17 protein-coding genes and 1 pseudogene are annotated in these 19,533 nt (G+C 58.8%); 4 read left to right on the top strand and 14 right to left on the bottom strand.

What is annotated here, in order from left to right; all coding sequences use genetic code 11:
- Nucleotides 1–12: 12 nt before the first annotated feature.
- The 6 genes from AC3IT6_RS11635 to AC3IT6_RS11610 form a co-directional block, all read right to left on the bottom strand.
- Nucleotides 13–987: an AraC family transcriptional regulator gene (locus tag AC3IT6_RS11635; protein WP_150758735.1), complete on the bottom strand. Its 975-nt coding sequence runs from the start codon at nucleotides 985–987 to the stop codon at nucleotides 13–15.
- Between the two features lie 85 nt (nucleotides 988–1,072).
- On the bottom strand, nucleotides 1,073–2,434 hold the full coding sequence (locus AC3IT6_RS11630; protein WP_150725674.1) for a spinster family MFS transporter: 1,362 nt from the start codon (nucleotides 2,432–2,434) through the stop codon (nucleotides 1,073–1,075).
- A gap of 160 nt (nucleotides 2,435–2,594) precedes the next feature.
- A complete protein-coding gene (locus AC3IT6_RS11625) occupies nucleotides 2,595–3,845 on the bottom strand; it encodes an OprD family outer membrane porin (RefSeq protein ID WP_489355628.1) in 1,251 nt (416 codons plus the stop codon).
- 903 nt (nucleotides 3,846–4,748) lie between these two features.
- A complete protein-coding gene (locus tag AC3IT6_RS11620; RefSeq protein WP_489355626.1) occupies nucleotides 4,749–6,686 on the bottom strand; it encodes a potassium transporter Kup in 1,938 nt (645 codons plus the stop codon).
- Between the two features lie 743 nt (nucleotides 6,687–7,429).
- Nucleotides 7,430–7,780 carry a BON domain-containing protein gene (locus tag AC3IT6_RS11615; protein ID WP_223442229.1) on the bottom strand — a complete coding sequence of 117 codons (351 nt, stop codon included), beginning with the start codon at nucleotides 7,778–7,780 and terminating at the stop codon, nucleotides 7,430–7,432.
- Between the two features lie 445 nt (nucleotides 7,781–8,225).
- Nucleotides 8,226–8,921 carry a winged helix-turn-helix transcriptional regulator gene (locus AC3IT6_RS11610; RefSeq protein WP_223442226.1) on the bottom strand — a complete coding sequence of 232 codons (696 nt, stop codon included), beginning with the start codon at nucleotides 8,919–8,921 and terminating at the stop codon, nucleotides 8,226–8,228.
- 103 nt (nucleotides 8,922–9,024) lie between these two features.
- Between AC3IT6_RS11610 and AC3IT6_RS11605 the strand changes: the two genes are divergently transcribed.
- The 3 genes from AC3IT6_RS11605 to AC3IT6_RS11595 all read left to right on the top strand — a co-directional run bounded on the left by AC3IT6_RS11605 (nucleotide 9,025) and on the right by AC3IT6_RS11595 (nucleotide 10,889).
- Entirely contained in the window at nucleotides 9,025–9,966 is a 942-nt protein-coding gene (locus tag AC3IT6_RS11605; RefSeq protein ID WP_489355623.1) for a carbon-nitrogen hydrolase family protein, read from the top strand.
- 71 nt (nucleotides 9,967–10,037) lie between these two features.
- Entirely contained in the window at nucleotides 10,038–10,472 is a 435-nt protein-coding gene (locus AC3IT6_RS11600) for a GFA family protein (RefSeq protein ID WP_223442221.1), read from the top strand.
- A 237-nt stretch (nucleotides 10,473–10,709) separates the two neighbouring features.
- The gene (locus AC3IT6_RS11595; protein ID WP_489355620.1) at nucleotides 10,710–10,889 is read left to right on the top strand and encodes a hypothetical protein; all 180 of its coding nucleotides are present in this window, start codon (nucleotides 10,710–10,712) and stop codon (nucleotides 10,887–10,889) included.
- Nucleotides 10,890–11,087: 198 nt separating this feature from the next.
- Here AC3IT6_RS11595 and AC3IT6_RS11590 read toward each other — a convergent pair whose 3' ends face one another.
- The 3 genes from AC3IT6_RS11590 to kynU form a co-directional block, all read right to left on the bottom strand.
- Nucleotides 11,088–12,497, bottom strand: coding sequence for an amino acid permease (locus tag AC3IT6_RS11590; RefSeq protein WP_489355618.1), 1,410 nt, complete (start codon nucleotides 12,495–12,497; stop codon nucleotides 11,088–11,090).
- 85 nt (nucleotides 12,498–12,582) lie between these two features.
- Nucleotides 12,583–13,896 carry an OprD family porin gene (locus AC3IT6_RS11585; protein ID WP_489355616.1) on the bottom strand — a complete coding sequence of 438 codons (1,314 nt, stop codon included), beginning with the start codon at nucleotides 13,894–13,896 and terminating at the stop codon, nucleotides 12,583–12,585.
- Nucleotides 13,897–13,996: 100 nt separating this feature from the next.
- A complete protein-coding gene (gene kynU / locus AC3IT6_RS11580) occupies nucleotides 13,997–15,247 on the bottom strand; it encodes a kynureninase (RefSeq protein WP_489355614.1) in 1,251 nt (416 codons plus the stop codon).
- A 209-nt stretch (nucleotides 15,248–15,456) separates the two neighbouring features.
- On the opposite strand from kynU, the gene AC3IT6_RS11575 reads away from it, so the two are divergent.
- A complete protein-coding gene (locus AC3IT6_RS11575; protein WP_056722993.1) occupies nucleotides 15,457–15,930 on the top strand; it encodes an Lrp/AsnC family transcriptional regulator in 474 nt (157 codons plus the stop codon).
- A gap of 15 nt (nucleotides 15,931–15,945) precedes the next feature.
- On the opposite strand, the pseudogene AC3IT6_RS11570 reads toward AC3IT6_RS11575, so the two are convergent.
- From AC3IT6_RS11570 to AC3IT6_RS11550, 5 genes and pseudogenes are all read right to left on the bottom strand, one after another.
- Nucleotides 15,946–16,215 (bottom strand): annotated as a pseudogene (locus tag AC3IT6_RS11570) (helix-turn-helix domain-containing protein); the annotation flags it as partial.
- A gap of 59 nt (nucleotides 16,216–16,274) precedes the next feature.
- A complete protein-coding gene (kynB, locus tag AC3IT6_RS11565) occupies nucleotides 16,275–16,928 on the bottom strand; it encodes an arylformamidase (protein ID WP_489355611.1) in 654 nt (217 codons plus the stop codon).
- A 269-nt stretch (nucleotides 16,929–17,197) separates the two neighbouring features.
- A complete protein-coding gene (locus tag AC3IT6_RS11560; protein ID WP_489355609.1) occupies nucleotides 17,198–17,896 on the bottom strand; it encodes a hypothetical protein in 699 nt (232 codons plus the stop codon).
- A gap of 53 nt (nucleotides 17,897–17,949) precedes the next feature.
- Nucleotides 17,950–18,345 (bottom strand): hypothetical protein, encoded by a 396-nt coding sequence (locus tag AC3IT6_RS11555; RefSeq protein ID WP_489355607.1) that lies wholly within the window; start codon nucleotides 18,343–18,345, stop codon nucleotides 17,950–17,952.
- Nucleotides 18,346–18,694: 349 nt separating this feature from the next.
- A complete protein-coding gene (locus tag AC3IT6_RS11550; protein WP_489355605.1) occupies nucleotides 18,695–19,444 on the bottom strand; it encodes a hypothetical protein in 750 nt (249 codons plus the stop codon).
- Nucleotides 19,445–19,533 lie beyond the last annotated feature (89 nt).

Raw genomic sequence — 19,533 nt, 5'->3', positions numbered from 1 at the left:
TGCGCAGGAGTCTCAATGCTTCTGCCGCCGCAGGGTGTCCGACGGCAGGCAGCCATAGCGCTGCCGATAGGCGCTGGAGAAATGCCCGAAGCTGTTGATGCCATGACGCAACAGGATATCGGTGACGGTTTCACCAGCCCTGCCCTGCTTGAGCGACTCGTGGATCACCGCCAGGCGACGGTCGCGGATGTACTCGACCGGCGCCTGCTGGAGAAACTGGTTGAAGCCGTTCTGCAGGGTGCGCACCGAGACGCCACATAGCTCGCTCAAGGTCGTCAGGCTGATCGGTTGGTCGAGGTGTTCCTCGATGTAGTCACGGGCCTTTTTCACGTGGTGCGGCAGCGGCGCGCGCGAGTCGATCAACAGATCCGCCGAGTAGTTGTGCGGCAGCTGTGTGAGCAGCAGTTGCATCAGGTATTCGGACAGACCGCTGGCGAGGCGCGAACCGTCCACGCCGCTGCCGTACAACCGGCAGATGTAGTCCAGGGTGTGATAGAGGCTGACGACGCCGGCGCCCAGGTGGTCGACGCTGACATCAAAGATCACCGACTGCCGCAGACTGCGGCCGAGCAGGCGTTGCAGTTGAGTCTCCAGGGCATCACGGTCGACACGCAGGATCAGGTTGCGGCACTCGCCATCGGTGACGATGCGGCTTTGCGCGAACGGCGAGGAAACACTCAGGTAGCCCGACTGCATCGCCGCACTGCGCCGCCCGTGGGCCACTTCGCAATGCCCCTGCAAGGTAATGCGAAACAGGTACTGATCGGCAATGTCGCCGATGGTGATCTCCACCGGCGCGCCATAGCGCAGGTCGAGCAGCGCCGAATCGCCGAAGAATACGCCGTTGAGCCGGGTGTAGATCGGCTCGTCACGCAGCACGTTGAAGCTGTGTGGGCACAGGTATTGGCTGACCTTGTCCTTGATCTCGCGGTAATCGGCCGAGCTGAGCAGGCTATGCCGTTCCAACAGGTGTACATCATTCAACATCAAGGGTTCTCCTGACCTGGAGCACCTCGGCCCCGCTCCCTTTAACAGGAGCGAGGCCGGGGCGCCGATCGTGGACTATGACCAATCAAGCCCGGGTCGGGTGCTCACGGGCATAGCTTTCGCGGAAATGACGGCAACCACGCCATAGCAGCAGCACGGTCAATGCCGACGCGCCGGCAATCACCAGCGACATCGACGAACCGACTGCTGCGGGCGATCCGAAGTAGCGGTCGGTCAACAGCGCCACCAGCGTGGTGCCCAGGCCCAGGCCCAGCAGATTGCTGATCAGCAGGAACACCGCCGAGACCTGTGCGCGCACCTGGTTCGGCGCAAGGATCTGCATCGCCGCCGTGGACGCCGGCATCGGAAACGAAGCGAAGAACATCGCTGGCACCAACAGGGTCACCGACAGCCACAGTTGATCGACTTGCGGGAACAGCACGGCCGGCACCGCCATGCCGAGGGCACCGATGACGCCAGTGCGCATGGCAGCGTCCTGATGACCTTTCTTGGCCAGATAATCGGTGAGCCATCCACCGAACAGTACCCCGGCGGTGTTGGCCACCAACAGCACGGTGCCGAGCATGTAGCCCGCCTCCATTGGCGACAGGCCGAACTTGCGGATGTACAGCGCCGGGCTCCAGCTCATCAAGCAGAACAGGGCCATGGCGTAGAACGAAAAGCCCAGGTAATGGCAGGTGAAGGTGGCACGGTGGCGACCAAGGAAGCGCAAGCCATCGCTCATCGCGACCTTCTTCGCCCGACCCTGCGCATCGACCTGCAGGCCTTTGCGCGCCGGGTCGCGCACGGTGAGCCAGATCAACAGGCCGACCACGATACCGGGCAGGCCGACAATGAAGAACGCCAGTTGCCAGGCCTTCATCGCGCCGAGAAAGGCGACCTCGATGGTGTTCATGTCCTTGAGCATCGCGATCACATAGCCGCCCACCAGGAAGGCCAGGCCACCACCGACAAACGAGCCGATCGAGTAGATGCCCACTGCGCGGCCGAGTTTTTCCTTGGGGAACATGTCGCTGAACATCGAGTAGGCCGAGGGCGACAGGGCCGCTTCGCCGACGCCGACGCCAATGCGGGCGAGGAACATGTGCAGGAAGTTCTTGCTCATGCCGCAGGCAGCCGTCGCCAGGCTCCAGAACACCACGCCGACGGCGATGATCTTCGGTCGGGAGAAGCGATCGGCCAGATAGGCAATGGGCATGCCCATGAACGCGTAGAACAACGAAAAGGCCAGCCCGTGCAGCAAGCTGAACTGGGTGTCGCTGATCTGCAGGTCGGCTTTGATCGGCTCGATCATCAGCGCCAGGATCTGCCGATCCACAAATGAAAAGATGTAGGCGATCATGCACAGGCCGACCACGTACCACTCGTAAATGTAGGTTTTCTTCTTTTGCTGCTGCAGGACCGCGTTATCGACCTGGATATTCACTAGTGTTTGCTCCTCTTGGAATCCGCTCATGCGCGCAGCGCGCCGGGTGACGGTGCACAGCACACCGACTGGGAAGTTGCGGGGCAGATGTAAAGGACAAAGGGTTCGAACATGGTCAGGCCTCTTATTGTTATGGGGTCAAATCCCGGGTGGACTGGGCTTACCAGAACTTCCAGGTGTAGGTCGTGGCGACACGGAATTCGTTGTAGTCGTAGCCGTACTTCTGTTTCACGTCGATGTTACGCAGGTCCAGCCCCAGGCCTTGCAGCGCCCCGCTCTGCACCACGTAGTTGAGCCCCAGAAAGCGTTCGCTTTCCTGGTTGTCGCTCAGGTTGTTGCCACGGTCCCAGTTGGTACCCTTGATGTAGCGGGTGTAGAGCTTCAGCCCCGGCACGCCCATCCCGGCAAAGTCATAGCTGTAGCGCGCCCCCCAGGACTTTTCATCCGGGCGGACAAACCCCAGGGACGACCAGTGCACCAGGTAAGGTTGCGGGATAAAACCGTTCATGGTCGGGAACACGCTGTCACCGAGCATGCGCTGGTAACTGAGGCCAAACATGTGAGCGCCTTTGAGTAAAGAGAACAATGCACCATAGGAACGGTTGTCGATTTCACCGTTCAACGCGTTGCCATCTTCATTGTTATTGAAGTAGCGCAAGTCGGTTTTAAGTTTGTAGCCATTACCCAGATCAGCCATATGCATCAAGCCGAAATAGTGTTGCTGATAAATATCGTGCAACACGCCATAGAAATAACTGGCTTGCAGGTTCTTGGTGATGTCGTAAGTTGCTCCGCCAAAGTCCAGGCCGTCACTGTCGAGATTATCGGTGGAACCAAACTTGTACAGTTTCTCGTGGTTGGAAGATTCCCGTGTCACGGCAGACCAGAACCGGCCGCCGGTCATCGTCAACCCATCGACTTCCCTGGACTCGACCACGGCCCCTTGGTAGATGGTATCCAGTTGCCGACTGGGGTCATCGAATGCCACCGGCAGTTGTGGGCGAAGGTCACCGACCTTCAACTCGGTCTTGCTGTAGCGCATCTTCAAGGTTGCACCGGCGCGACTGTAGTCATCGGCCGTCTGCTGGTCGCGGACGCTGTAGGGCAGTGAACCGTCGTTGCCCGACGAATCCAGGCGCACGGCGTACTGCGCATCCACATCAAGGCCGATCGCCAGGGCCGTGTCGGTGTAACCGGAAGTAAACTGCGCATCGAAACCCTGAGACCAACTATGCACTTCAGAAACCGGTGCATTGTTATTGGTGTAGTTACGGTGCAAGTAGAAGTTACGCGTATCCACTTTCAAGTGACTGTCATCGACAACATCGGCATAGGCTGCCAATGGCGAACAGATCATTCCCAACACGCCGGCAATACCGAGCCCACGGCAAGATTGTTTTACCTGATACATCTAACTTCTCCACACTTGTATGTGCTGGGCACTGTATTTATAGGAGCAGATTCGAACTAAAAACTAAAAATGCCGGCAGCCGAACACCGAGCCTTCTTGCGCAGGAAGGCGGATTGCATCAGGGATATAAAGGACGATGGGTTCGAGCATTGTCAGGCCTCTTGTTGTTATGGGGTAAACGCCAGGCGGGCTCAATGGAACAGTCCGCCAAGACGACACGCCTCTTGTCTACCCAAGGTAAGTCAGCAGGCGCCGCGCCGATATCGAGATGAACAGCATCCGTTGGGGGGAAAACTTCAACCCGGCTAAAGGTTTCCCTTAGTCGACTCAAAAGCGCAGGGCACACACAGAGAGATGGCAAGCCTGTATCGCATAAGCCTTCCTATAGCGAGGTCTTGTTGTTGGATGGGCCCTAAACTAGCGATTGCACTGCTTGCCAACCTCCCCGATTGCGCAGGCGATTCTCCAATTGCGCAGCCTGATACAGACAACCTGAGCGCTGCCGCCGCCGTGCAACCAGCGTATCGTCGGGGCACAAGCCAACCGCAGCCTGGCGCCCTGACGATCCCGTCAGGCAGCGGCATGAATTACACAGGACAGAATGAGAGCTTGCGGGAACACCCGGGTGGGGTGCTGGTGACATGGGGGTATGGGGGTATGGGGGTATGGGGCGAAGGAGTCCTGCAGAAAGAAAATGCAATCCTTCTCACCCAAGTCGAGAATCCGATCGTTGGTGATCCTCGAAAGCCTGAGTCTCCGGGCTGGCGTAAACAGGCAGCAATCGGCTGGAGCAGACATTCATGATGGTCGGGATCAACTGCTGAAACAGACACTGATCACGGAGGTCTTCATGTCTCTTACTCTGCAAACAAACAAGGCCGCCAGTGCGGCCTTGCCAATTCCTTACATCTCGACCTGTGTACCCAGTTCTATCACCCGATTCAACGGCAACTTGAAGTACTTCAGGTTGCTGTTGGCGTTCTTGAGTAAAAAGGCGAACAGGCTTTCTCGCCAACGGGCCATACCGATGCGCTTGGTCGGGATCACCGTTTCCCGGCTGAGGAAATAGGTGGTGCGCATCGGACTGAAATCCAGTTCTGACAAGTGACAGAGACTCAACGCCAAGGGGACATCAGGCTCCTCGATAAAACCAAAGTGCAGACTGACCCGGAAGAACCCTTCGCCATAGGCTTCAACCTCAAACCGTCGATCAGCACTCACACGAGGGCTGTCTTCAGACACCACAGTGAGCAACACCACTTGCTCATGCAAAACCTGGTTGTGCAGCAGGTTGTGCAGCAGCGCATGCGGAACGGCATCGGCCCTGGCCGTTAGAAACACTGCCGTGCCTTGTACGCGATGAGGAGGTTGCGTACGGATGCTGCCGATGAATAGCGGTAGAGGCAGCGCGGTTTCATCCAGCCGTTCAACAATGATCTTGCGGCCCCGTTTCCAGGTGGTCATCAAAATGAACAGGCCAATACCGGCAATCACCGGGAACGCACCGCCCTGGAAAATCTTCGGCGCGTTGGCCGCGAAGTACAGGCCATCGACCAGCAAAAATCCCAGCAACATTGGAATGGCCAACCAGCGCGGAGTTTTCCATAGCAGCAGGACCACTGCCGAGGACAGGATTGTTGTGATCAACATGGTGCCCGTCACCGCGACACCATAAGCTGCGGCCAACGCACTGGACGACTCGAAACCAAGCACCAGCAGCACAACACCGACCATCAACGCCCAGTTAACCGTGCCGATGTAAATCTGTCCCTGCTCCTGACTGGAGGTGTGTTGGATAAACATCCGAGGGACATACCCAAGCTGGATGGCCTGGTGAGTCAGGGAAAAAGCGCCGGAGATCACGGCTTGAGAAGCGATGATGGTCGCCAGTGTGGAGAGTGCGACCATCGGCAGCAGGGCCCAGCCCGGAGCGAGCAAATAAAACGGATTGCGCACCGCCTCCGGATTTTCCAGGATCAAGGCACCTTGGCCAAAATAATTGAGTACCAGTCCTGGCAACACCAATATGAACCACGCGCGGGCAATGGGCTTGCGACCGAAGTGCCCCATGTCGGCATACAGTGCTTCGGCGCCCGTCAGCGCGAGTACCACTGCACCAAGAATGGCCACACCGATTCCCGGATGAGCGATAAAAAAATGCGCTCCCCAGTATGGATTGAGCGCTTGCAGCACTTCCGGCCGCTGTAAAATGCCATAGATCCCCAGCGCACCCAGCACTACAAACCACAGCACCATCACTGGGCCGAACAGGATACCGATGCGAGCCGTGCCGTGTTTCTGTATCAAGAACAGCGCCACCAGCACGATCACTGACAAAGGCACAACCCAGTGCTCGATTCCGTCAAACGCCAGCTGTAGTCCTTCAACCGCCGAGAGCACCGAAATAGCCGGGGTAATCATGCTGTCCCCGTAAAAAAGTGCCGCACCAAACAGGCCGAGCAGCACCAGTACCTTGCTCATGTACGGATAAGGTGCTGCCGCACGGCGGGCTAACGCCGTCAACGCCATGATGCCGCCTTCGCCCTGGTTGTTGGCACGCAGAATAAACAGCACGTATTTGATCGAGACCACCCAGATCAGCGACCAGAAGACCAACGACAGAATACCCAGCACGCCGTCGTGGTTGGCCTGAACGCCGTAGTGGCCGGCAAAGACTTCTTTCAGCGTGTAGAGGGGGCTGGTGCCGATGTCTCCGTAAACCACACCGACCGCGGCGACGAGCAAGCCCGCTCCTGACGTTTTGGATTGCGGGTTTTCATGTGCTCCGATTGCTGTTTCACTCAAGGGTCGCTTCTCTCGAATTACGGGGAGGAAGTGCATGCCATCCTTGGGCAAAACGATATGCCCAGGCCACTGAAGCCTCAAGGCGCATGGACGTTCTAGAAAGTCGCGGCCAGTATCTTTGAGGGCGGAAACAGCAGTCGTAAAGAAAGCGTAAAAAATTTACGGCAGATATTCGAAACATCAGATCAGATCTGGCGGCTTGGGTCTGTTCGACATTGCCGGACTGACAGACTGAGTCGATTGCAGCCTTGCCCGACAGGCAACAATCGGCCAAAAGCAGTCAATTGCGATCGACTGCAAACGGTCAGCGTCTCGCTGTCAGGCCATGGCAGAGTTCATTTATTTTCGCGAAGCGCGCGAGTACATTCGAGAGATAGAACGTTACAGCCCTCGCCCTGAACCCTCGACCAAGCTGAAAGCGCCACTGTCAGGAAAAGGTCGCCAGCTGACCTTCTTGACCGGCAGTAAACGGCCGATTCTGTTGAAAAAGTCGACCCGCCCTGGCTAGCCAAGCATCGAGCGGTGAAAGCGCCTTTTTTGCACGCCGCTACTTCAAATCCGAGTCCTGGACCTTCTGCGCAAAACACAGATTTCAATCTCAGACGCGCACTTTTCTACAGTGGAAACCGAAGCCGACTTTTTCAACAGGATCAGCCATAAGCAGCCAGTCGGAAATGTCCACGAAACCATGGGCGATTCACTCTGGGGCACACAGGCATTCAGCTTCCCTGCGCCCTCGGTTCCCGACTGGGAGCACGGCGCCTACAAAGTTGCCATTATCATTTGTCGTCCATCTTTGTTGACGATTGTGGCCGGCGCTCAGTGCTCTCTTCGGCGTTGGGCGCTTCTGGAAAACTCCCTGGCGTGAACACATGGGTCTGCAAGTCGCTGGCATCGACTTCGGCGACACCATGAACCGAACGGGCCAGACCAATGGCCTGTTCGCACTGTCTATGAGTGTCGACGCGGCCGCTTAACCCCACTATGCCCGCATGGGTTTTGACATTGATATGCAGGCTAAGGGTCGGATCGGAAAATGCCAGGGCCGACTTCACCTTGGCGGTAATCCATGCATCGTGAACGGCCATTTCCAGACCATGAGAGTAATGCTGGAAGGAGTGAATTTTCATGGCTGAACCCTCTCTCGCGTAATCAGACGTACTGTCCATCCCATTTGCGGTGCCGCCCCTCTGCCTGTCAGGTGAACGCTATGGATACCTGATTCGTTTTGGAGCGTTCGCCACGCAAACATTGACAGAAATTAATTATAGTACGGCCGGTGCCTGCGGTCAGAGCGCTGTCCCAGTGAACGTTCGCCTTGGTCGCTCTGTGCCAGGCGCAACACCTACAGAGCACGCCAAACAGTCCTTATTGCGATCAGCCCCGATCAACCCATAGCTGCCGATCTCGACCGACAGAAAACGGCCGATTCTGTTGAAAAAGTCGGTTCGACCAAACAGCCTGGTCATTGACTGGTTAAAACGCCTTTTTTGCACACTGCTACGTGAAATCCGAGTCCGGAAGCCTCTGCCGAAAGTAAAGATTTCAATCTCGGACGCTTACTTTTCTCGATGGCTATTGCAAAGGCTCGATTGCAGCGCTCCGGGTACCGGCGAACGCACTCGTGCCAAGCCAGCGCCACAAGTTTTGCGCATCCTGCACAGCGCCGTCTACACGCAGCTCTCGCGACTGAAGAACCTCCCTTGGTGTGCGGTCGCCGGTCCACACCTCGGTCAACGCGCGCACGCTAGAATCCACGACGAGCGTGAGTTCGCGTCCGGGGTCGTCGCGGCACAGATCTGCCACACCATCTTCGACCACAAGCCACCACTCTTGCTCGCCGGACCGCGCGTCGCGGAATCTGAAGTGGATGACCACCGACCGGGACGGGAACATCTCGATGCGCGCGAACCGGCGCACGTCCCACATGAGCAGGCCCGCGTCGAGTTCGTTATCGCGAAGGCGACTACCTATCCAACGCGCGCCCCAATGGCCTAGCGCCATTATGATCGGGCGCAAATCCTCGCCTGCTTCGGTCAGGCTGTACTCCCAGACCTTGCCTGCGGCTGTGCGATGTACGACACCGATATCTTCCAAGTGGCGCAGCCGCTGTGCCAGCAAGCTGGTGGACATCCGTGGTACGCCGCGGTGCAGCTCATTGAAGCGCTTACTGCCGCATAGCAGCTCGCGCACGACCAAAGGCGTCCAGCGTTCACACAGTGCCTCAGCACCGCGCGCGACCGTGCAGAACTGACCGTAGCTTTCATCCATCGCCTGTACTCCGCAACTACAACGCTTCAGATTCTGAACTAGCCTCGCGACTTCGCCACGTGCACGCTCAAACCTGCGAAAGCCACCGTCCCAGGAGAACGCCATGACCATGATAGCCATCATTCAGCGCCCGCCAGTGCTGCTCGATCGCAGCGCGACGATCGCCCGGGCCGTGCAATCGGTCGCTGAGGCTGCGGCGGCGGGAGCCTCGCTGATCGTTTTGCCCGAACAGTTCATTCCAGGTTACCCGTCATGGATCTGGCGGCTGGCGGCGGGAAGGGACGGGGCTTTAATGGGCCAGTTGCATACGCGGCTGCTGGCCAACGCCGTCGATATTGCGAACGGTGACCTGAGCGAATTGTGCGAGGCCGCCAGAGTTCACGCCGTGACGATCGTGTGCGGCATCAATGAATGCGAGCGGTGTAATGGAGGCGGCACGCTCTACAACAGCGTAGTCGTTATCGGTACGAACGGCGAAGTACTCAACCGGCATCGCAAGCTGATGCCAACGAACCCCGAGCGCATGGTCCATGGTTTCGGTGATGCGTCAGGGTTGCGTACGGTCGATACACCCGTCGGCCGTGTTGGCACACTCATCTGCTGGGAAAGCTACATGCCGCTGGCACGCTATTCACTGTATGCCCAAGGGGTGGAGATCTACATCGCACCCACGTATGACAGTGGCGATGGCTGGATCAGCACGATGCGCCACATTGCACTCGAAGGCCGTTGCTGGGTACTCGGCAGCGGCACCTTGCTGCGCGGCAGCGACATCCCCGATGACTTTCCGGCTCGCATGCAACTGTTTCCCGATCCGCAAGAGTGGATCAACGACGGCGACTCGGTGGTGGTCAACCCTCAAGGCCGGATCACAGCCGGTCCATTACACCGAGAGGCAGGCATTCTGTATGCGGACATCGACGTCTCACTCGTGGCGCCAGCGCGGCGGACGCTCGACGTCACCGGGCACTATGCGCGCCCTGACATTTTCGAACTGCAGGTGCGGCGCACGCCGACGACAGCGGTGCGCTACATCGACGGGTGAAGCTAACCAACGCTCAGGCGATCCATCCCAACTTCGGCGGTATGCGTAACAACTGATGAAGGAGTCATTCCATGAGCATTCAAAGGTCTTACAAAGGCAGTTGTTTTTGTGGCGCAGTCGAGTTCACCGTCAGCGGTGAGCCGGCCGCAATGGGCTATTGCCATTGCGAGTCGTGTCGACACTGGGCAGCAGCGCCGGTCAATGCCTTCACGCTGTGGAAACCCGAGGCGGTGCAAGTAACTCGGGGGGCTGACAACATTGGCACCTACAACAAGACACCGCAGAGTTATCGCAAATGGTGCAAGAGTTGCGGCGGTCATATCTTCACCGAACACCCAGGGATGGGGCTCATCGACGTATATGCCGCTGTCATCCCGGATCTCGCGTATTCGCCAGGCGTTCACGTCCACTATCAGGAAACCGTACTGCGCATCAAAGACGGGTTACCCAAGCTGAAGGATGTCCCCAGCGAATTAGGGGGATCGGGCGTCAGCGTGGACGAATAGCGCTGGCACGGCAGTGTGTGGCGCTCCAAAAGAGTCTTGATTCAGGTTGACTGACTTCCTCAGTGCGTGAAGCGGCCGGTGGCGCCAGGCAATAAACGGCCAGAAGAAGTCATTGAGTAGAGTCTACGAAACATGCGGCGACTCAACGAAAGCGTTGTTCTAGAGCCTTCGTTTCATTTTGAAGCACATTAAAAGTGCGCTACTCTCCGCCGCTCCATACGCATAAGGACGCTGCAGATGAATGTCAAAATTGAAACAAATGAACAAGGAAGCGGTTGCAAAGTCTGGCTTGACGACTCCCCTGTATCGTTCAAGAACCTGGAAGATGCCCAAACATATGTCGCGCAACTGCAAGAGCGGATTGAGGCTGCATCCAGCTCATTTGTTTCAGGGCCAAATGACCCTGACCGAGCTTGATTATCGTTGAGCAGCGTGTGCCACTGCGCGCAGCGGCTTGTTTTCGAAGCAGTGCACGCTCCGTACCGCGCTTGAATCAACAACACCCCGAGTATCAATCCGCAACCTGATCGAACCCGGGGCGACGCATCGTCAGGTTCCGGGCATTGCCCGGGCATCGACCTGACTGAACTTCACCGCCCCGGTACGACCTTCAGGCTATAGCTTGGGCTGCGCACTCAGCGCCGCAACGGCTCTGGTTTTCCTGAAGAAAATACCGTAGACAATCGACAGCACCAGCAGGAACGGCACACCGAACACCAGGGTCATCTTGAAGGCTTCAGTGAAGTAGGTGGTGATCATCACGGCCCCCATCAATACCAGCCCCAACAATGTGCTGTAGGGAAACAGACGCATGCGGAACGACAATGTGCGGTTGCCATTGCGTTCGTGAAAACGACGGAAGCAGTAGTGCGTGAGGAAGATCATGAACCAGGTAAAGATCGCGCCGAACATCGAGATCGCCATCATCAGGGTGAACGAACTTTCCGGGTACAGGATGTTGAGCAAGGTCGCCAGGGCGATACCTGAACTCGAGAGCAACAGCGCGTTCAGCGGGATCCCGGTCTTGCTCAACACCCCCATGGATTTTGGCGCGTAGCCGGCACGAGACAGGCTGAACATCATGCGCGTGGTGATGTACAACTGGCTGTTCATCGCTGACAACGCCGCGATCAGGATCACGAAATTCATCACGCCGGTGGCGCCGGGAATGCCGATGGCTTGCATCACCGTGACGAACGGACTCTGGGCATGGCCCGCCTGGACCCAAGGCACGATCGCCAGCATCAACGCCAGGGTCAGCAGGTAGAACACCACCAGGCGCACGATAGTCCCGCGAAAGGCTTTCTTCACCGCTTGCTCCGGGTCTTTTGCCTCACCGGCAGCCACCGCGATCATCTCCACGCTCAGGTAACTGAAGATCGAAACGATCACCGCTATCCACATCCCTTGCAGACCATTGGGGAAGAAGCCGCCGTGAGCAGTGTAATTGTGCACACCGTATTGCGGATTGCCGGAACCGAACACCACATACACCGCCAGGATGATGAAGCCGACAATCGCGCCGATCTTGATGGTCGAGAACCAGTACTCGAAGGTGCCGAAGGTCTTCACGCTGATGGCATTGAGCACGATCAGCACGCTGGAGAACGAGACGATCCATACCCACTCCGGCACGTTGGCGAACCAGTACTTCATGTACATCGCCACCGCCGTCACTTCCGTGCCGACCGCGAGCACAATCGCCGCCCAGTAGGCATAACGCACCAGGAACCCGGCCAGCGGGCTGACATAAAATTCGGCGTAGGCACCGAACGAACCCGAGGTCGAATGGGCCACGGTCATTTCCGCCAGGCAGCCCATCAGCAGCAAGGTGATGATTGCGCCAATGGCATAGCTGAGCAACACGCTCGGCCCGGCATAGCCGATGGCATAGGCGCTGCCCATGAACAGCCCGGTGCCGATTGCACCGCCAATGGCGATCATGCTCATCTGCCCCGACGTCAGCTGACGCCGCAGGCCGTGTTCACGGTTGGATATCGTTTCGAAACCGGAGTTATCGGTCATTTTTATGTCCTCTGGATTTTGTCTTTCTTGAAGAGCACGTCGTGGGTTTAACGGTGGGGATCAGCCACGCACAGCAGGACACGGATCAGAAAATACTCAGTGGATACTCGATGATCACCCGGACTTCGTTGTTGTCCGTGGTGTCGGCGCGGGCGACCTGTGCGGTGGAACGCACACTGGCCTGACGCACGCGGAGTGAAAGGTCCCTGGCCTTGCCCGACTGCACGACATAGCGCGCCTCGATGTCGCGCTCCCAGCGCTTGCCGTCATCGCCGTAACGTCCATAGGCGCCATTGGGGCCGCCGTCGTAATGGCTGTCATCGATGTGGTCACCACTGACGTAACGCGACATGAAGCTCAAGCCCGGCACGCCGAAAGGCGCCATGTCCAGGTCATAACGCAGTTGCCAGGAGCGTTCGTTGGGGGCGTTGAAGTCGAGGACCTGAATCGAGTTGGCGAGGAAAATCGAGGTGCCCGGTTGCTGATCGAAGCCCAGGTAATCGAACGGCTCATCGCCATCGACCCGCTGATACGCCAAGGTCACTCGATGGGCACCGAACCTGTACGCGGTGGACAGCGACCAAGTGGTGTTGTCGATCTTGCCGGCCAGGCTCTGGCCACTGTCGTGGGTGCGATAGAGATTGAAATCCAGGTTCAGCGACTGGTCTGGCGCCAGCGCATAGGTGTAGTTGGCGTTGCCGTAGTACTGGCGCCAGATGTCGGTGAACTGCGAACCGTACAGGCTGACACTCAGTTGATCGCTCAGGGCATAACTGCCGCCCAGATAATCGACGCTGCGGGTTTCCACGCCGGCGTACAGCGCCTTAAGCGCGCCATTGGCATTGGTCGAATTACTGTCGTTGCCGGCGGTGAAGTGACCGATGTCCAGTTGCAATGCCTTGAGTTCATTGCTGGTCAGCTGAAAGCCGGTGGCAACGCTGGTGAACAGTCGCGCATTGCCGGTGCCGAACACCGGGTTGAGCGGGGTCAGGTTGCCGTACTTGAGCTCGGTCTGCGATATCCGCGCCTTCACCGCGCCACCCGCTTCGGAGTACTCATCCTCAGGGCGGCCATCGGAATCGACCGGCAGCAACCCCGTACCCGTGCGTCCCTTGCCACTGTCGAGCTTGAGGCCCAACTGCGCGTAGGCATCGACCCCGAACCCCACCGTTCCCTGGGTGTAGCCGGAGCGGTAATCGAGCATGATCCCGTGGGCCCACTCGTCCCGATAGTTCTGCCCGCCCGGGTTGTTGAGGTTATTGCGGTAGAAATAGAAGTTACGGTTGGTCAAGGTCAGGCTACCGTCTTCGACAAATCCGTTGTCAGAAGCGGCACAGGCCATTTGGCCAAGGCAACTGGAGATGGCGAGCGGCAAGGCAGGCCAGAGGGACAATTTCATTCTGCGTGCTCCTTATTATTGTGATTGCAGAACTGGTGATTGGGCGAGCGAAAACCTGCCGCGGGGAAATTCCCGCAGCAGGAAACGGACGCCGCAGGGTTCAAGTCACGCTGTGGCGAACCTGGAATTGCGCTTGCGACCAGGTATTCCGGTCGAGGATCTCGCCGAGGATCTGCACCGCATCCCAGACTTCGGTGAAGGTCGTGTACAGCGGGGTGAAACCGAAACGCATGATGCGTGGCTCGCGGTAATCACCAATCACGCCCCGCTCGATCAGGGCCTGGATCACCGCATAACCTTGCGGGTGTTCGAAGCTCACGTGACTGCCACGTTTGGCGTGTTCACGGGGCGTGATCAACTTCAGTTCATGAGCCGCGCAACGCTGCTCGACCAATTCGATGAACAAGTCGGTCAGGGCCAGGGATTTGCGGCGCAAGCTGGCCATGTCGGTCTGGGCGAACACATCCAGGCCGCACTCGACCATTGCCAATGAGGTAATCGGTTGGGTGCCGCACAGGTAGCGCGCGATGCCGCTGCTCGGCTCGTAATGCGACTCCATGGCGAACTGCCGCGAATGGCCGAACCAGCCGGACAGAGGTTGCGGCACCAGATCGCACAACTGCGGCGAAACCCAGACAAAGGCCTGCGAACCCGGCCCGCCGTTGAGGTACTTGTAGGTGCAGCCGATGGCGTAATCGGCACCCGCCTGATGCAGGTCGACCGGCACCGCGCCAGCGGAATGGGCCAGGTCCCAGATGGCCAGCGCGCCGCATTCGTGGGTCAGCGCGGTCAGGGCCTGCATGTCGTGCATGTAGCCGGTCTTGTAATTGACGTGGGTGAGCATGACCACCGCCGTGTCCTGGTCAATTGCTTGCGGCAATGCTTCAGGACTGTCGACCAGGCGCAGGGTGTACCCCTGTTGCAGCATCTGCGCGAGGCCTTCGGCGATGTACAGGTCAGTGGGGAAATTGCTCGATTCACTGACGATCACTCGCCGCTGCGGCAACCTTGTAGCCTGTACGCGCAAGGCAGCGCTCAGCACTTTGAACAGGTTGATCGAGGTGGTATCGGTCACCACGACTTCACCCTCCCCCGCGCCGATCAAACCCGCCAGGCGATTGCCCAAACGCTCGGACAGCTCGCGCCAGCCGGCGCTGTTCCAGCTGCGGATCAAGCCATTGCCCCATTCTTCGGCAACCACCGCTTGCGCCCGCGCCAATGCAGCGACCGGCCGCGCGCCCAGGGAGTTGCCATCGAGATAGATAACGCCCTCGGGGAGCGCAAATTGCTGGCGCAGGGGCGCCAGCGCGTCCTGGGCATCAAGCGCCAGGCAACTGTTTCTTGTCGTCATCGGGTGTCCTGTTTTTTGTTATGCGACGCCATCCGGGCAGGTTGCATCAACCTGCTCAGGCGCCCTGATTCAAGGCGATTCACTTGCCTTTCGATGGAGAAATAATGAACGAACCTTTGAAGAATTTTCGTGCAAAGTAACCGGCCATGTAGTAGTTATTTCGCAGAATATTCGAATCAACACCCAATAAACGTGGATTTATTCAAACCATGAATCTTGACTCGACAGACCTGCGAATCCTGCATCAATTGCAACAGGATGGCCGTATCAGCAATCAGGAATTGGCGGAGAAAGTCGCCTTGTCACCCTCGGCGTGCCTGCGCCGGTTGCGCCTGCTGGAAAGCGAAGGAATCATCACCGGCTATCGCGCGGTGCTGAATGCCGAGCGGCTGGGCATTGAGCTGGAAGCCATCGTTCATGTGTCGTTGCGACAGGACGTCGAGGACTGGCACGAGACCTTCATAAAGAAGGTGCAGCAGTGGCCGGAAGTCGTCACCGCCTATGTCATTACCGGGGCGAGCAACTATGTGTTGCGGGTCCAGGCCCGCAACCTCAAACACTTCTCGGATTTCATCGTCAATCACCTCAACCGCACCGCCGGCGTCACCGATATACGTTCGGAAATCGTCCTGCAAAAAATCAAGGAGCGCGAGCAATTGCTTGATCTGGTGCTACGCAAGTAAGGCCGGGGCGGCCCTTCAAAGTCCCTGCTGGCGCCGGGCTTCGTTGCGCTGCAAGGTCATGCTCGGGGTTTCGTCGAACAGCTTGCGGTACTCGGTGGAAAAGCGCCCCAGGTGCATGAACCCCCAGCCCATGGCGATCCCGGAAATACTGCGTGCCGTGCCGTGCTCGAGGATCTCCTGGCGTACGGCGTTCAAGCGATGTTTTTTCAGGTAGGCCATCGGCGACAGGGCGAAGTACTTCTTGAATGCGTCGAACAACTTGAAGCGCGAATCGCCGGCAGCGGCAACCGGGCGCCGGAACCGGGCGCCCGATTCCGGCGTCCACTTCGGATCTGTTGAATGGGTTACACGCGTTGTGTAGTACTCAACGGCCGCAAAATTGCCCTTACCGGACTGGCGTCCAGATGAGTGAACCGCAGCGGTAAGGCGATCAATTCATAATCGCCTTCCGGGACTTCATCCAGCACGATGCCTTCAAGAATCGCCATGTGATGGCGGGCCACGGCACTGTGTGAATCCATGGTCCTGGATTGCTGGGGGTCCAGCGACGGCGTATCGATGCCGATCAAGCGCACGCCAAGGCTCGCCAACAGGTCGATGGTTTCCTTGGCAACGGCTGTGAAATTCGAATCCCAGGTCGTCAGCGGTGTCTGTCGATAGGTTCGCAGCAGCACCCGCTCGGGCACATCGTGCAAACGCCCCTCCAGTTGCCCCGGCTGCACCAGCTCGCCGCTGTCCAGACAATGCAAAACGCGACAAGGCCCGATATACACGTCCAACCCGACATCGCCAATCGCCGCGCCGTCGGCGCTGTAGTGCAGCGGCGCATCGACGTGGGCGCCGGTATGCGGCGACAGGGTGATGCGTCCGACATTCACCGGACACTCGGGACCGTAGATCCAGACGCGCTCCTCCCGGAAAGGCGTGTCACCCGGCCAGGTCGGCGTTTCGCTACTCAAGGGTGGGCTGATGTCCCACAACGTTGTGTTTTTTGTCATCGCAATGCTCACCGTGGTTTCCGGGTGAAATGATACGAGCGACAGCCGTGAAGATTCGTGCAAAAACCCTGGGGCAACGCGCGGGCTTTCGCACAAACCACCATGGATGAGCGGTATTGCGGCAGGAAATTTCAAAGACACCAAGTCGAAAAAAAGTCGCAAGCCCCCGCGATTCTTCGGGGCTTGCGACTCATTGCCGATACGTCCTTCAAACTCCCTGGACGTCATCGACGGGTAAGCCTGCCGTGTTCATTGCCGAACGTGCGGGCCTAGTTCTGCACCTCAACCGTGTCGAAATCCGGCGCGTCTGGTGCGTCTGGAGCATCCGGGGCGTCTGGCGCATCCGGTGCATCCGGGGCGTCCGCCACATCCTCTCTGGCCGCTCTCGCCTCAGCTTTGGCAGCCGCTCTGGCTGCGTTCGCTTCGGCTTTGGCGGCGTCCCTGGCAGCATCTGCGTCGGCCTTGGCGGCGTCCCTGGCTGCATCCGCAGCGGCCCGGGCAGCGTCTCTGGCTGCATCTGCCTCTGCGCGCGGTACTCCAGCAGCTCTTGCGGCATCCCGGATTGCATCCGCTTCAGCTCTGGCAGCGTCCCGGGTTGCATCTGCAGCGGCTTTTGCCGCATCCCGGGCCGCATCTGCATCAGCCTTGGCCGCGTCTCTGGCTACATCAGCGTCATTTCTGGCAACGCCTCTGTCTTCCGCGGCTTCCCTGGCAGCGTCATCGGCGTCCTCTGCGGCTTCCCTGGCAGCGTCACCAACGTCTTCTGCGGCTTCCCTTGCAGCGTCATCAGCGTCTTCTGCGGCTTCCCTGGCAGCGTCACCAACGTCTTCTGCGGCTTCCCTGGCAGCGTCATCAGCGTCTTCTGCGGCTTCCCTGGCTGCATCTGCGGCGTTATCCGCGTCGTTGTCATCGTCGTTGTCACGCGCGTCTTTGTCTTTGGCATTGCCTGGGCCTCTATTCCCGGCCATACCACCATTGTCATCGTCGTTGTCATGCGCATTGCCCGGGCCTTTGTTCCCGGCTACACCACCATGGTCAGCGTCGCCGCGCCCAGGGCCTCCATTACCGTCACCACCATGGCCTGCTGCACCATGACCGCCACCGCCGTCACCACCGTGACCGCCGCCTCCAGAGCCTCCACTACCGGAGCCACCACCTCCACTACCGGAGCCACCGCCGCCGTGGCCGCCTCCGCCGTCACCACCACCTCCGGAGCCACCGCCACCACCGTGACCACCGCCTCCGGAGCCACCGCCACCACCGTGACCGCCGCCTCCAGAGCCACCGCCACCACCGTTACCACCACCACCGTTACCACCACCGTTACCACCACCTCCGGAGCCGCCGCCACCGCCACCGCCGTGACCTCCACCGCCTCCGCCGCTACCACCACCGCCGCTGCCGCCATCTTTGGCATACACGCTGGAGAAACTACCGATGTAATCGGGCACCAGGACAGTCGATGCCGACAGGACCCCGCCTATTGCCAGAGCCAACAAACATTTCTTGAGCAGCATGATGCACCTCCGCTTGGAGTTGCGTTGTCACCTCCCTATCGAACGCAATGTCCAGTGAATTCCCGGCCGCCCATTGGAGCGGCCAGCCAACCGGCACGGCCATAAATCTGCAGCAATAACGAGCCACCGCGGTTTCCGTACGATCCCTCAGAGCCAGTTAGCATTCTAGCGTGGGAAATATTCCCACATATTCAGATTAGCCCTGTCAGCCCAAGTGTCAACAACCAAATATCAGGCAACGGCCGGATATCAGAAACCGTGGCTGAGCAACAGTCCAGCCTCGCCATCCGGGCTGGCGTCGGAAAACCCCTTGACGGCATACAGCTGAATCTTCCAGTTCTGATTGAGCTTGTGCGTGAGAAAGAGGGTGAGTTCCTTGATCTGGTCGCCCGTGGAAACGACCTTCTGTCGCCAGTCGTAGGACACGCCCGCCGTGGTGCGCGCGAACACGGGCATGGCGAAGCCGAGGCCGGCGAATATCGGGTTGTCGAAGTCGGAGCCCGACGGGTCGCCGAACTTTTTCCACCCCAGGGTAGCGAACCCGGTCACAGGGCCGAAGGCTTTGGCGACATCGACCTGGGCGGAATAGTCGGTTTTGCCGGTGCCCAGACACTCGTCTTCGTCGGCGGTGGGCAACTTGACCTTGCCGATCAGGTCCACGAACAGCCCGCCAACGCTGCCGTCAAGCACGGCATAGTCAGCACCGGCAACGGTGTCGCCCAGACCGCTTTCCACCTTGCCACAGCCGCCGGGCAACGGCTCGCCGTCAGGGCCGACCGAAGGATTGGTGATGCGTAGCCAGGGCACAGTGAGCTTGTAGGTCATGGGACCGGTTTCGTACTTGCCCACCAGCGGGACGTACCAGGTTTCGGACGTAGTACCGGTGCCATAGTCGCCCCGCGAGTAGTCGGTTCCGACCGAGGTCGTGAAGGTATCGGCCAAGGCCGGCAAGGCCAGGCTGGCAAGCCAACCGACGAGCAGGATGCGCTTGGGGTCCATGTTCACCTCGTGTCTGGCGTCATCGAAGTTCACACGCAGGTTTTGTTGCGTGACTTACCCAGCCTAGTTACTTATGACGCAAGTGCATC

Source organism: Pseudomonas sp. KH_017, assembly GCF_057840285.1.
This window is presented reverse-complemented; position numbering and strand designations above follow the sequence as displayed.

Coding starts and splice junctions, on each gene's coding strand:
- AC3IT6_RS11635 (WP_150758735.1), bottom strand. CDS start 987: ATGTTGAATGATGTACACCTGTTGGAACGGCATAGCCTGCTCAGCTCG.
- AC3IT6_RS11625 (WP_489355628.1), bottom strand. CDS start 3,845: ATGTATCAGGTAAAACAATCTTGCCGTGGGCTCGGTATTGCCGGCGTG.
- AC3IT6_RS11620 (WP_489355626.1), bottom strand. CDS start 6,686: ATGCACTTCCTCCCCGTAATTCGAGAGAAGCGACCCTTGAGTGAAACA.
- AC3IT6_RS11615 (WP_223442229.1), bottom strand. CDS start 7,780: ATGAAAATTCACTCCTTCCAGCATTACTCTCATGGTCTGGAAATGGCC.
- AC3IT6_RS11610 (WP_223442226.1), bottom strand. CDS start 8,921: ATGGATGAAAGCTACGGTCAGTTCTGCACGGTCGCGCGCGGTGCTGAG.
- AC3IT6_RS11605 (WP_489355623.1), top strand. CDS start 9,025: ATGACCATGATAGCCATCATTCAGCGCCCGCCAGTGCTGCTCGATCGC.
- AC3IT6_RS11600 (WP_223442221.1), top strand. CDS start 10,038: ATGAGCATTCAAAGGTCTTACAAAGGCAGTTGTTTTTGTGGCGCAGTC.
- AC3IT6_RS11595 (WP_489355620.1), top strand. CDS start 10,710: ATGAATGTCAAAATTGAAACAAATGAACAAGGAAGCGGTTGCAAAGTC.
- AC3IT6_RS11590 (WP_489355618.1), bottom strand. CDS start 12,497: ATGACCGATAACTCCGGTTTCGAAACGATATCCAACCGTGAACACGGC.
- AC3IT6_RS11585 (WP_489355616.1), bottom strand. CDS start 13,896: ATGAAATTGTCCCTCTGGCCTGCCTTGCCGCTCGCCATCTCCAGTTGC.
- kynU (WP_489355614.1), bottom strand. CDS start 15,247: ATGACGACAAGAAACAGTTGCCTGGCGCTTGATGCCCAGGACGCGCTG.
- AC3IT6_RS11575 (WP_056722993.1), top strand. CDS start 15,457: ATGAATCTTGACTCGACAGACCTGCGAATCCTGCATCAATTGCAACAG.
- kynB (WP_489355611.1), bottom strand. CDS start 16,928: ATGACAAAAAACACAACGTTGTGGGACATCAGCCCACCCTTGAGTAGC.
- AC3IT6_RS11560 (WP_489355609.1), bottom strand. CDS start 17,896: ATGGCCGGGAATAGAGGCCCAGGCAATGCCAAAGACAAAGACGCGCGT.
- AC3IT6_RS11555 (WP_489355607.1), bottom strand. CDS start 18,345: ATGCCAAAGATGGCGGCAGCGGCGGTGGTGGTAGCGGCGGAGGCGGTG.
- AC3IT6_RS11550 (WP_489355605.1), bottom strand. CDS start 19,444: ATGGACCCCAAGCGCATCCTGCTCGTCGGTTGGCTTGCCAGCCTGGCC.